The sequence below is a fragment of the Phyllobacterium sp. 01N428 genome (genome assembly GCF_056399405.1).
The window spans coordinates 169,626-183,362 of the sequence record NZ_JBFTRH010000011.1 but is presented as its reverse complement, the minus strand read 5'-3'; the positions used below and the strand labels follow the sequence as shown (position 1 = coordinate 183,362).

Sequence of the window (13,737 nt, the reverse complement as noted above, 5' to 3'; positions counted from 1 at the left end):
ATCATCGGCAATGCTGATCGGCTTGGTGACCGTGATATTGCCGCTATTGGAAACGACATAGTCGTAGGAGATCTTGTCGCCGACGGCCTTGAAGGTGCTTCCCGCCTTGGCCGTCTTGATGAGGCTGAGCCCCGGCGCTGCCGTGATCGACGTCGTCACGCCGCCGTCGCTGCTGATATCGCTGCCCGACGGTAGCGTGCCGGTGACGGTGGCGGCATTGTCGACCTTGCCGGCATCGACGTCGGCCTGCTTCAGCGTATAGAGCGCGGTGAAGGTCTTGTCGTCGAAAGCCCCGGGGGCAAGCTCGGCAATGACATCGCCGCTGACCACGGCATCGGCAAGCTTGTCGGTGAGCCTGATGTTCTTCAGCGTCACATTGCCGGTGTTCCTGACGGTGAAGCTGTAGGCAATTGTTGCACCGGCGACGTTGCTGGATGGCGGGCTTGCGGTCTTTACCAGTTCGAGCGTCGCGCCCTGGCCAAGAATGGTCGTAACCGCGCCGTCGCTGCTGATGTCGCTGCCCGACGGCAGCGTTGCGGTGACGGTGGCGGCATTGTCGACCTTGCCGGCATCGATGTCGGCCTGCTTCAGCGTATAGAGTGCGGTGAAGGTCTTGTCGTCGAAGGTCCCGGGAGCGAGTTCGGCAATGACATCGCCGCTGACCACGGCATCGGCAAGCTTGTCGGTGAGCCTGATGTTCTTCAGCGTCACATTGCCGGTGTTCTTGACGGTGAATCTATAGGCAATGGTCGAGCCGGCGGTTGTGCCGGATGGCGGTCCAGTCTTCTTTTCGAGAATGAGCCCCGGCGCTGCGATGATCGGTGTCGTCACGGCGCCGTCGCTGCTGATATCGCTGCCCGACGGCAGCGTTCCGGTGACGGTGGCGGCATTGTCGACCTTGCCGGCGTCGATGTCGGCCTGTTTCAGCGTATAGAGCGCGCTAAAGGTCTTGTCGTCGAAAGCCCCGGGGGCAAGCTCGGCAATGGCATCGCCGCTGACCACGGCATCCTTGAGACTGTCGGTGAGCCGGATGTTCTTCAGCGTTACATTGCCGGTGTTCTTGACGGTGAACGCGTAGGCAATGGTCGAGCCGACAGTATTGCCCGATAGCGATGCGACCTTCTTCTCGAGGCTGAGCCCCGGTTTTTGCATGGCCGCCACCGTGGCCTCGGCCTCCGGCGATGTCACCGCCCCGTTGGTCGCCCTGGCACTGTTGGTGACGCTTCCGGCATCGACATCCGCCTGCTTCACCTTGTACTCGGCCGCGCAAGCGATAGCGTCGTTCGGTCGTAGGCCTCCCTCCGGCAGCGCCGGACATAAGACTGCCGGTATCTTGTCGTCGGCGACGCTGATCGCCTTGTTGATCGTGACATTGCCGGCATTCTTGACGATGTAAGAATAAATAATCGTATCGCCGACAGCGGAATAACTGCTGCCGGCTTTGGCGGACTTTTCGAGGGTGAGCGCCGGAGTTTGGGTCGCCTGTACCGTAGCCTCCGCCCCGGGCGAGACGATCGAACCATCCGTTGCAGTTGCCTTGTTTGTCACAAGACCTGCATCGATATCGGTTTGGTTGACCGCATAACTTGCCGAGCAGTCCAAGGAACCGTTTTGCGTCAGGCCGCCCATAGGCAGCGCGGGGCATGCCACCGTGCCGATTTTGTCGTCGGTGATGGAGATTGGGTTCGTTACGGTGACGTTGCCGGCATTGGTAACCAGATAATCATAGGTGATCAGGTCGCCGACGGCCTTATAGCTGCTCCCGGATTTAGCCGTCTTCTTCAAGGTCAGGCCAGGCGTTTTGGTCGCCGTTGCGGTGACTGTCGAGCCGCCGGATTGAGTGACGCCGTCTGTCGCGCGCGCCGTGTTTGTTATGCTGCCGGTATCGAGGTCCGTTTGCTGGACGTCATAGTCTGCCCGGCAGATCACGATGGCTTGCGGCGTCAGCTTGCCATCGGTCAGGGCGGGGCAGGCGACGTTCTTGATCTTGTCATCGGTGATGCTGATCGGCTTGGTGATCGTCACGTTGCCGGTATTAATAACCTTATAGGAATAGCTGATCTTGTCGCCTATCCTGGCGTAAGGCGAACCGGATGTAATCGATTTTTGCAGGCTAAGCTCAGCCGTTTGTGTCGCCCAGGCGGTTGCAGCGGTCTCTGGCGATTGAGTGCTTCCATCGCTCGCAGAGGCTGTGTTGACGATGCTCCCCAAGTCAAGATCGTCCTGCTTGACAACAAATTCCGCGGTGCAATCGAGGCTGTCGCCAGGCTTCAATACGCCCTCGGACAAGGCAGGACAGAACACCGATGCGATCTTGTTGTCGCTAACGCTGATCGGCTTCGTGATCGTCACATTGCCGGTATTGGTAACCTTGTAAGCGTAGCCAACCTTGTCACCGACCGCTTTAAACGGGCTGCCGGAGGTGATCGACTTTTCGAGTTTAAGCGCCGGAGCCTGTGTGGCTGCCGCCGTTACGACCACTTCGTTTGATTTGACGACGCCGTCGGTTGCCTGCGCCTTGTTGGTGACACTGCCAGTATCGAGATCGGCCTGGGTTACGCTGTAATCGGCGGCACAGGTCAGTATCCCGCCGGGCTTGAGTGCTGCGTCGGTCGGGGCGGAGCAGGCGAATTTTCCGATCTTGTTGTCGGTGATGCTGATCGGCTTGGTGATCGTCACATTGCCGGTATTGGTGACCTTGTAAGCGTAGCCGACCTTGTCGCCGACCGCCTTGAAAGGGTCGCCGGTCGTGATCGTCTTTTCGAGCTTCAGCGCCGGAGCCCGTGTGGCTGCCGCGGTTACGACCACTTCGTTTGATTTGACGAGGCCGTCAGTTGCCTGCGCCTTGTTGGTGACGCTGCCAGCATCGAGATCGGCCTGAAGGACGCTGTAGTCTGCGGCGCAGGTTAATATCCCGCCGGGCTCAAGTGCGCCATTGGTCAGCGCCGGGCAGGCGACGCTATGGATAATCTTGTCGTCAGTAATGCTGATCGGCTTGGTGATCGTCACATTGCCGGTATTGGTGACCTTGTAGCTATAGCTGACCGTGTCACCGAGCGCTTCATACGGGCTGCCGGAGGTGATCGACTTTTCGAGTTTAAGCGCAGGAGCCTGCGTGGCCGTGGCCGTCGCGAACACTTCGTTTGATTTGATGACGCCGTCGGTTGCCTGCGCCTTGTTGGTCACGCTGCCAGTATCGAGATCGGCCTGAAGGACGCTGTAGTCGGCAGTGCAGGTTAATATCCCGCCGGGCTCGAGTGCGCCATTGGGCAGCGCCGGGCAGGCGACTTTTCCGATCTTGGTGTCGCTGATGCTGATCGGCTTGGTGATCGTCACGTTGCCGGTATTGGTGACCTTATAACTATAGCTCACCTTGTCGCCGACCGCCTTGAAAGGGTCGCCGGTCGTGATTGTCTTTTCGAGCTTCAGCGCCGGAGCCAGTGTGGCTGCTGCCGTTACGACCACTTCGTTTGATTTGATGACGCCGTCGGTTGCCTGCGCCTTGTTGGTGACGCTGCCGTCATCGAGATCGGCCTGAAGCACGCTGTAGTCTGCCGCGCAGGTCAATATTCCGCCGGGCTCGAGTGCGCCATTGGGCAGCGCTGGGCAGGCGAACGTTCCGATCTTGTTGTCGCTAATGCTGATCGGCTTGGCGATCGTCACGTTGCCGATATTGGTGACCTTGTAGCTATAGCTGACCTTGTCACCGACCGCCTTGAAAGGGTCGCCGGTCGTGATCGACATTTCTAGTTTCAGCGCCGAAGCCTGCGTGGCCGCCGCCGTTACGACCACTTCGTTTGATTTGATGACGCCGTCGGTTGCCTGCGCCGTGTTGGTGATGTTGCCGGTATCGAGATCGGACTGGACGACGCTATAGTCGGCGGCGCAGGTCAGTATCCCGCCCGGTTTGAGTGCGCCGTCGGTCAGCGCCGGACAGGCGACTGTTCCGAGCTTGTTGTCGCTAATGCTGATCGGTTTGGTAATCGTCACATTGCCGGTATTTGTGACCTTATAACTATAGCTCACCTTGTCGCCGACCGCCTTGAAAGGGTCGCCGGTCGTGATTGTCTTTTCGAGCTTCAGCGCCGGAGCCTGCGTGGCCGTGGCCGTCGCGAACACTTCGAGCGACTTGGTGGCGCCGTCGGTGGCCTGCGCCTTGTTGGTGACGCTGCCAGCATCGAGATCGGCCTGGGTTACGCTGTAGTCGGCGGTGCAGGTCAATATTCCGCCCGGCGCAAGCCTGCCCTCGGCCACGCTCCCCTTCACCGTCGGCGGGCTGGGTAGGTTCGGGCAGGTGACGTTCAGGATCTTGTTGTCGCTGATGCTGATCGGCTTGGTGATCGTCACATTGCCGCTATTGGTGACCTTGTAGGTGTAGCTGATCTTGTCGCCGACCGCCTTGAAAGGGGCGCCGGTCGTGGTTGTCTTTTCAAGTTTCAGCGCCGGAGCCTGCGTGGCCGCGGCCGTCGCGAACACTTCGGGCGACTTGGTGTTGCCGTCGGTTGCCTGCGCCTTGTTGGTGACACTGCCACCATCGAGATCGGCCTGGGTTACGCTATAGTCGGCGGCGCAGGTCAGTATTCCGCCGGGCTTGAGTGCGGCGTCGGTCGGGGCGGAGCAGGCGACTGTTCCGATCTTGTTGTCGCTGACACTAATCGGCTTGGTGATTGTCACATTGCCGGTATTGGTGACCTTGTAGCTATAGCTCACCTTGTCACCGACGGCCTTGAAAGGGTCGCCGGAGATGATCGATTTTTCAAGTTTCAGCGCCGAAGCCTGTGTGGCTGCCGCCGTTACGACCACTTCGTTTGATTTGATGACGCCGTCGGTTGCCTGCGCCTTGTTGGTGACGCTGCCAGTATCGAGATCGATCTGGGTTACGCTGTAGTCGGCGGTGCAGGTCAATATTCCACCCGGCGCAAGCCTGCCGTCGGCCACGCTCCCCTTCACCGTCGGCGGGCTGGGCAGACTCGGACAGGTGACTGTTCCCAGCTTGTTGTCGATAATGCTGATCGGCTTGGTGATCGTCACGTTGCCGGTATTGGTGACCTTATAGCTATAACTCACCTTGTCGCCGACCGCTTTGAAAAGGTTGCCGGTCTTTATTGTCTTTTCGAGCTTCAGCGCCGAAGCCTGCGTGGCCGTGGCCGTTGCGAACACGTCGGGCGACTTGATGGTGCCGTCGGTTGCCTGCGCCTTGTTGGTGACACTGCCGGTATCGAGATCGGTCTGGACAACGCTGTAGTCGGCGGCGCAGGTCAATATTCCGCCCGGCTTGAGTACGCTGTCGGTCGGGCCCGAGCAGGCGAATGTTCCGATCTTGTTGTCGCTGACGCTTATCGGCTTGGTGATCGTCACATTGCCGGTATTGGTGACCTTGTAGCTATAGCTGATTTTGTCGCCGACCGCCTTGAACGGGCTGCCGGTGGTGATCGACTTTTCGAGCTTCAGCGCCGGAGCCTGTGTGGCCGGGGCCGTTACGACCACTTTGTTTGAATTGATGACGCCGTCGGTTGCCTGGGCCGTGTTGGTGACGCTGCCAGTATCGAGATCGTCCTGGGTTACGCTGTAGTCAGCGGTACAGGTCAGTATTCCGCCGGGCTTGAGTACGCCGTCGGTCAGCGCCGGGCAGGTGACCGTTTTGATCTTGTCGTCGGTGATGCTGATCGGCTTGGTGATTGTCACATTGCCGGTATTGCTAACCGTATAGTCGTACGTGATTTTTTCACCGACGGCAGCATAGGTTTTCAGCCCACCCGCCACCTTTTTCTCTAGCGTCAGCTGCGGTTTCTGCTCTGCCAATACGGTTCCGGTTACCGGGACAGAGGGAGTAACGCCTTGGCTGGTGGCCGACGCCGTATTGACGATCTTGCCGGCGTCAAGGTCTTCCTGTTTGACAGTATATTCGGCGGTACAGGTCAGCGTGGCTTTTGCAGCCAACCCGCCGGCCGGCAGCGGATCGCATTTCACCGTATATTTTTCATCCGTGATTACGATGGGTTTGGTGATCGCCAAAATGCCGATATTGGTCACGGTGTAGGTGTAGACGATCTTGTCGCCGACGGCCTTGTAGGGATCGGGCGTGATCTTTATGTCCAAACCCAACGCAGGAGCGCGGTAAGCCGTGGCTGACACTCGCGCGGATTCGATCTTGCCGATAGCGGCGAATGCAATATTGGTTACCTTGTTGGCGTCAAGATCGGCCTGCTTCACGGTATAAGAGGCCGAGCATGCCAGGGACGCGTTTGGCAAAAATCCACCAGCCGGGAGGGATGGACACGTCATGGCAGGGCTTTTGTCGTCGTAAATCCCTATCGGATCTGTAATCGGCATATTGCCGGAATTGGTGACGGTGTAGCTATATGTGATCTTGTCCCCAACCTTGGTGAAGAAGTTGCCGGATGTGACCGACTTCACCAATGTCAGGGCGTAAGTATAGGGGGCGTTCTTGAACGTGCAGATAATATCGTCCCCGACTGCCGGGGTGATTTCGAAGCTGTTCAGCGTTTTTCCCGATGGAAGGGCAGTTCCGGATGCCGCGTTCGCATTCACGCATTGATACGACTCAATGAGATAAGGCATCGCCGCGGTGGTGGAACCCGTTTCCATCACCGTATACTTTGAACCGCCCACAACATTCGCTGTCGCAAACCCGGTAACAGTAGAATCGGCGCCCGTCGTCGTGGCGGCGGCGACATTTACCTTGCTGGCGTCAGTGACAAACAGCCTGAATTGATCGGCCGGGTTGACCCGCTTGCCCGTCAGTTGCTTCTTGACCGTAATACGCGCGTCGTCATCCTGTATTGTATACTTCGTCGTGGTCGTCGATTTGCCGCCGCACGTCGTCGTACTCGCAAGCGTGTACGCGGCGCTGTTTGCCTCAATGGTGAGAATAATCGTTTCGTTCGGCTCGATATCGCTGTCGTTTGTGACCTCAATACCGCTCGGAACACCCTTGGTTCCGTCATAATCTCCAGCGGGGATTTCGACTGTGAATTTGTCTGTCCCGCCAGGCGTCGTAAAGTCTTTTCCGAGTGTTGCCGTACCACTGACGCTGACTGTCAATGTGAGTGGTTTGGTCAGAGTACCGGCGAGACGCAGCGTCGGGAGATTTGCTGAACCGATGCTTTCGGCGCCGCTGCTCTCACCGGGCTGCAACTCGACATATGGCGTCAGCTCTATTTGAACGTCGTCGAGAAAGTTCCCGTTACTGCCCGGGTCGCTCGATCTGAACCCCAGCGTCTGCAAGCCGGAGTCACCCTTATATGTAAACGTGCCGCTGCGTTTATTCCAGCCTTCCGCCTTTTTCACGCTACTGGACGCGATTTCCGTTGTCGTGGCGTCGGTGGCCAGCCCGCCAGGCTTTGAGATCGGAGAGATATTGAATGACGTTGTCTCCGCGCCGGCTCCTCGGGCGCGGTGGGCGAAGCGCCAGTTGAATGTTTCTCCCTTAACCAGACAAACTGTCTGGAACAGTCGCGAAGGCTCATCGGCGTTCAGTTCGACAAACTGGCTCCCTTCCGACGAAGGAACTGTACTATAGCCCGATCGCCAGATCTCGATGAAGCCGCCCGTCCCCCCCGAAAGACTTCCTCCAGGAAAAAAAGAGCTTGTACAATCCCCCGTGGAGAAGCCTGTCTTTCTGTGGGATGTGCTCCAGCCCGGAACAAGATCTTCGTGGATCGTCGCATAGCAAGGTTTCCCGGCAATTGACGTGCCGATCGACGGCGCTTCGAAGCCTTGATTGATGATGCTGCGCTGCACTTGGGCCTGCGCCACGCCTTGCAGCGTCCATGCCAATAGTCCCGCAAGGATCATTGCTACAAGATATTTTGGCAAACGGGCCCAATACCGGGCAATTCTCATAAATACAATCAATATAAAATACCTTGAGCAATAAATTATATGACGTGTAAAATGATCTCGCGTCACGAAGACAAGCTTGGGATAGATGCCCCAATAAAGGCGCTAAAAACTTATCAATAGTTATTTTAAAGCCCATAGGGGCGATCATTTACTAAATAAAATTTCGAAATTCGTACAACCAACGGTTGCATTACTTAAATAGACAGTCGAATCAACTAATAAGATCGTAACAAACTAAGTTTGCCTGGTCCATAGACCCCAAGGCGGTGCCGCTGATCACAACTCTAAAACGTTGCCCTAGCGCAACATCAAGACTTCGCAGGGTGACCCCGCAGGTGCGGCCGGTGCAAAGGGCTTACGCACGATCAGCCCATTTGCTTCGACGAAAAACTTCAGCATTGAGGAGTCCTGCAACGGGAAAGGCGTGGCGACGAGCGTGCCGTCCGGCTGCCGTATGACGCGAGCCCGCACATAGTCCTGTCGCTGGTCGTTCATGGCCATGTCGGTTCCGAGTTCGGCGCTGCGCAAATCCGGCTCGTGTGCAAGACCGCTGAACGCGCGGATAAGCGGCACGAGGAAGATATGCGCGCAGATGAGACTGGATACGGGATTGCCGGGAAGCCCGAGAATTCGGGTACCGTCAAGACGGCCGAACATCAACGGCTTGCCGGGCCGCAGCGCGATCTTCCAGAAATCGAGGACCATGCCGCGCGCAGCAAGCGCGGGCTGGACGAGATCATGATCTCCGACGGATGCGCCGCCGAGGGTCACGACAACATCGGCATCCGCGGCCGTGGCGCGGTCGAAAGCTGCGCTCAGGGCTTCGACGCGGTCTTCGGCAATACCAAGATCGATGGCGAAGCCGCCCGCCTGGCGGATGATTTCAGCAAGGCCGAAACTGTTCGATGCGACGATCTGGTCAGGTCGCATATCTTCACCGGGAGCAACCAGTTCGTCGCCCGTCGCAAGGATTGCGATGCGTGGCCGGCGCACGACCGGGACCGCCTTATTATTGCCCGATGCGGCAAGAGCCAGCGCGGCGGCGTCGAGCAGACGTCCTGCTTCAAGCAGCACGTCATCTTCATTGAAGTCCAACCCGGCCCTGCGGATATTCTTGCCATGCTCGATAGGCTCGGCGATCTCGATGCGCTCGCCATGCGCAACAGTGTTTTCCTGGATGACGACGCTGTCAGCGCCGCCGGGAAGCGGGGCTCCCGTGAAAATCCGCACTGTCTCACCTGGGCCGACGGTGCCGGCAAAAGCATGCCCGGCGGCGGATTGACCGATCAACTGCAAAGTCGCAGGCACGGTCGCAACATCCGCGGCGCGTACGGCGTAACCGTCCATCGCCGAGGCGGCAAAGGGCGGCTGCTGGCGCTTGGCGTGAAGATCTTTGGCGAGGACGCGCCCGCCTGCATCCGCAAGGGGAACGATCTCGAAATCGAGCGTATCGACACCGGCCAGAATCCGCGCCAGCGCTTCGTTGACGGGGAGGAGGGCTGCCATATCAGTTCCCGTTGATTGGATCGGCCGACCAGTCGCCGGACTTGCCGCCGGTCTTCCGCAACAGCCGAATATCCTGAATAATCATGGCTTTGTCGGCGGCTTTCGCCATGTCGTATATTGTGAGGCAGGCAACAGAGACCGCGGTCAGCGCCTCCATTTCAACGCCGGTCTTGCCCACCAGTTTTATCGTTGCGGACACTCTCAGGCCGGGCAATGCTTCATCCGCCTCGATATCGACCGTGATCTTGCTCAGAAGCAGCGGATGGCAGAGCGGAATGAGGTCATGCGTCTTCTTCGCTGCCATGATCCCGGCGATGCGGGCTGTACCGATCACGTCGCCCTTGGCGGCATTGCCAGCGCGGATGAGCGCCAATGTCTCGGGCCGCATTTTGACGCAACCTTCGGCGATCGCCACGCGTTCGGTTTCACCTTTGCCGCCCACATCGACCATATGGGCCGCGCCCGTTTCGTCGAGATGGCTAAGCCTTGTCATGCCGCGTCGTTCTGTTGCGAAGCCGCGCCGTTCAGGAGGAGCCGCGTCGCCGCCGCGACATCGTCCTTTCGCATCAGGCTTTCACCGACGAGGAACGTTCCGATGTTGGAGCGGGAAAGCCGTTCGCAATCCGCATGCGTGAAGATCCCGCTCTCGCTGACAAGCAGCTTGTCCGCTGGAACCATACCGGCCAGCCGCTCGGAAGTGGCAATGTCGACGTTGAACGTACGCAGGTCGCGGTTATTGATGCCAAGGAGCGGGGAGGTGAGTTTCAGCGCCCGCTCCATCTCGGCCTCGTCGTGAACCTCAACCAGCACGTCCATGCCGAGCGCCAGCGCCGTTTCCTCAAGCGCCTTGGCGAGATCGTCGGAAACACTGGCCATGATGATGAGGATGCAATCCGCCCCCCAGCTGCGCGCCTCGTACACCTGATAAGTGTCGAACAGGAAATCCTTGCGCAGTGCAGGCAGTCCGTTAGCGGCGCGCGCAGCAACCAGATATTCCGGTGCGCCCTGAAAGGATGGCTGGTCCGTGAGAACGGAGAGACAGGCGGCGCCGCCTTCTTCATAGGCCTTGGCGAGCGCGGGCGGATCGAAATCCGGCCGGATCAGCCCCTTGGAAGGGCTCGCCTTCTTGATTTCAGCAATGAGGCCGAACTCGCCCGCATCGCGCTTTTTGCGCAGAGCAGCAAGGAAGCCACGCGGCGCATCCTCGTCGCGCGCCCGCGCCTGCAGTTCATCGAGCGGTGTCCGCGCCTTGGCGGCCGCGATCTCTTCGCGCTTATAGGCCTCGATCTTGCGAAGAATATCAGCCATGGTCAGATCGCCCCGCTGTTGGATACGTGAACCAGCTTCTTTAGCACATTTCGCGCCGCGCCGCTGTCGATCGATTGGCCAGCCATGGCAATGCCGGCTTTCAGATCCGGTACCGCGCCGGCAATCACCAGCGCCGCGCCGGCATTGAATAGTGTAATATCGCGGTATGCGCCATGGGCGCCATCGAGGACGGAGAGCAGGGATACGGCGTTTTCATCCGCCGAGCCGCCCTTCAGATCCTGAGGATCGACGAGACGCAGGCCAAAGGACTCCGGGTCAATCTCGAATTGGCGAATGACGCCGTTTTCCAGCGCGGCGACTTTCGTGACGCCCGCAGTGGTTATTTCATCAAGCCCATCCCCGTGAACGACCCAGACAGATTCTGATCCGAGCGCCTTGAGAACGTGGGCGACCGGCTCGACCCATTCCGGGGAAAACACGCCGACGAGCTGGCGCTTGACGCCGGCGGGGTTGGTCAGCGGCCCAAGCAGGTTGAAAACCGTCCGTGTGCCAAGTTCGACGCGCGCCGGCCCGACATGTTTCATGGCTGGGTGATGCATCGGCGCAAACATGAAGCCGATGCCTGCCTGCTCGATACAATCGCTGATCAGTTCCGGCCCGATCTCGATATTGATGCCGAGCGCCGCGAGCGTATCTGCCGCGCCGGAACGCGAGGACAGCGCCCGATTGCCATGCTTGGCAACAGGAACGCCGGCGCCGGCGGTAACGAAGGCAGCGCAAGTCGACACATTATAGGAGCCCGACTGATCGCCACCCGTTCCGACGATGTCGATGGCGTTTGCCGGTGCAGTCACCGTCAGCATTTTCGAGCGCATGGCAGAAACGGCGCCGGTGATCTCGTCGATGTTTTCGCCGCGCACACGCAGCGCCATCAACAGGCCACCAATCTGCGCCGGCGTTGCCTGTCCGGACATCATGATATCGAAGGCCTCGACCGCTTCCTCGCGGGTGAGAGCCCTGCCTGCTGCCGCAATGCCGATAAAGCGCTTTAGTTCAGCCATTCTCTTTCTCGCGGCTCAGCGGGCCAGGGCCCTGTCGATGACGGACTGGTTGACGGAAACAGGATAGACAGTCTGCAACTGCGAAACCAGTTGGTCGAGCAGATCATCGGCAAGACGATTGCCGATGGCATTCTTCTCGACCGTGGTGATCGCATCTGGTCCGACATTTGCTGGCTCGATCGATTCCGTCACCTTGAAGATCAGCTTCGAGCCATCGGTCGCCGATTCCGTCACGCCGACCACGCCTTCCGGGCCGTCGAACACCGAGGCAACACCGCCTTGACCGAGATCCGCATCCTTGCTTTCGCGCGTGATGCCACGCTTGGTATCCTTGGCGAACTTGAACTCGGACGCAATCACATCCAGCGAAGTGCCATCGGCCACGCGCTTGCGTACCTCTTCCGCCTTGGCATTGAGCTGCTTTTCGATTTCCGCCTTCTTCCAGTTGGCGATGACGCGGGCCTTCACCTCGTCGAGCGGGCGCTCGCGCGCAGGCGTTACGCTAGTCACGTCATACCAGAGATAGCCATTGGTCCCGAGATTGAACGGTTCGTTGTCGAAGCCGACATCGGCCTGGAAGACAGCGGCAAGCTGGTTCTCGTCAAAAGGAAGATCGGCGAGCTGCTTTTCGTCCATGCCCCGACCAGCCTGGTCGACCGCATCGATGGTGACGACCTTGAGATTTTCCTTGGCTGCGGCCTCCGCCATGCTCTGCCCGTCGGCGCGCGCATTCTCATAGGCGTCGTGCACATCGCCGATGGTCGATGCCGCCTGGGCGAGAGCGAGGTTCTCACGAATGTCGTTTTCGACTTCCGAAAGCGGCTTGATGACCTCCGGCGTCGACGCGGCAACGCGAACGATCACCGGTCCGAAAGTACCCTTGAGCACGTCGCTGATGCCATTTGGCTGCAGCGCAAAGATGGCATCCGCGATCGAGCGATCGGGGAGGGCTGGCTTCGGGAATGTCCCGAGCCGCACGTCATCCATCGTCTTGCCTTCCGTTTTCACCACGTCCTCGAAGCTCGTTCCGGCTACGATCTTGTCGTGCGCCGCCTTTGCCGCTTCCTCATTGGCGAAGGTAAGCTGCTCGATCGTCCGGGTTTCCGGGGTGGTGTAGCGTGCAATGTTCTTGTCGTATTCCGCCTTGATTTCTTCGGGCGCGACGGTTGCCGCGTTGGCGATGTCCTTTGGCTCGAGCTTTACATAGGTGATCTTGCGATACTGCGGTGCGCCATAGGCCTCCTTGTTCGCTTCGAAATAGGTCTTCAGCACGTCATCGCTCGGATCGGCGACGTCCTTGATGAAGTCGGCCGGCATGGCGACATAATCGATGGTGCGCGATTCCCCCTTGTACATGGCGAGGGCCTTTAGCAGCGCATCAGGCGCCTTTATGCCATCGGCGACGGCCTCGACGATCTGTTGGCGGCGCGCGACCTGCGCGCGATTATCGAGGTAGCTCTGCGGGTTCATGCCGGCATTGCGCAACACGGCATTGAACTGCGCCTGGTTGAACCGACCGTCCGGACCATGAAAGGCTGGATCTTCTGCCGCAAGCTGGGCGAGGCGATCCTTGGAGAGGCCGAGGGACATGGTGCGTGCCTGTTCGTCGAGAACGACGCCTGCAACGAGCTGTCCCTGGACCTGATGCCCGATGCCGATGGCGTCAGCCTGTTCGCGCGTCAGCCTCTGCCCGAACTGCTGCGAGAGCGCTGCAAGCTGGCGGTCATAGGCGAGGCGGTAGTCTACCGGAGAGACCTCGGAATGGCCTGCGCGGATTGCCGCGCCGCCGCCGATTGCACCAAGGATCGTATTGGATACACCCCATCCGGCAAAGCTGATGACGAGAAGGCCCATGAGCACCTTGACCACCCAGGTCTGTGCAACATTGCGGAGAGAGTCGAGCATGAAAAATCACCGTGTCAGTCAAGAAGCATAATTTAATCCACGCGGGAATAGCGTGATGCAGGGCATGTGTCGATTGCTTTATCAATTGAATTTGCTAGTCAGGCAATCAAATCACTGAGAAAATCGACCA

At 59.0% G+C, this 13,737-nt stretch carries 6 protein-coding genes; all 6 read right to left on the bottom strand.

Annotation, left to right across the window (positions count from 1 at the left end):
• A partial coding sequence (locus tag AC1DNI_RS22440) for a DUF7507 domain-containing protein (protein ID WP_477693479.1) occupies nucleotides 1-7,248 on the bottom strand: 7,248 nt, incomplete at its 3' end.
• Between the two features lie 915 nt (nucleotides 7,249-8,163).
• The gene (locus tag AC1DNI_RS22435; protein WP_477693478.1) at nucleotides 8,164-9,372 is read right to left on the bottom strand and encodes a molybdopterin molybdotransferase MoeA; all 1,209 of its coding nucleotides are present in this window, start codon (nucleotides 9,370-9,372) and stop codon (nucleotides 8,164-8,166) included.
• Between the two features lies 1 nt (nucleotide 9,373).
• The gene (gene moaC / locus AC1DNI_RS22430) at nucleotides 9,374-9,865 is read right to left on the bottom strand and encodes a cyclic pyranopterin monophosphate synthase MoaC (RefSeq protein ID WP_477693477.1); all 492 of its coding nucleotides are present in this window, start codon (nucleotides 9,863-9,865) and stop codon (nucleotides 9,374-9,376) included.
• Nucleotides 9,862-10,680, bottom strand: coding sequence for an indole-3-glycerol phosphate synthase TrpC (gene trpC, locus AC1DNI_RS22425; RefSeq protein WP_477693476.1), 819 nt, complete (start codon nucleotides 10,678-10,680; stop codon nucleotides 9,862-9,864). Before trpC ends, moaC begins: the two co-directional genes overlap by 4 nt.
• A gap of 2 nt (nucleotides 10,681-10,682) precedes the next feature.
• Nucleotides 10,683-11,702 (bottom strand): anthranilate phosphoribosyltransferase, encoded by a 1,020-nt coding sequence (trpD, locus tag AC1DNI_RS22420; protein WP_477693475.1) that lies wholly within the window; start codon nucleotides 11,700-11,702, stop codon nucleotides 10,683-10,685.
• Nucleotides 11,703-11,717: 15 nt separating this feature from the next.
• Complete coding sequence (locus AC1DNI_RS22415) at nucleotides 11,718-13,607, bottom strand: SurA N-terminal domain-containing protein (protein ID WP_477693474.1); 1,890 nt, start codon at nucleotides 13,605-13,607, stop codon at nucleotides 11,718-11,720.
• Nucleotides 13,608-13,737 lie beyond the last annotated feature (130 nt).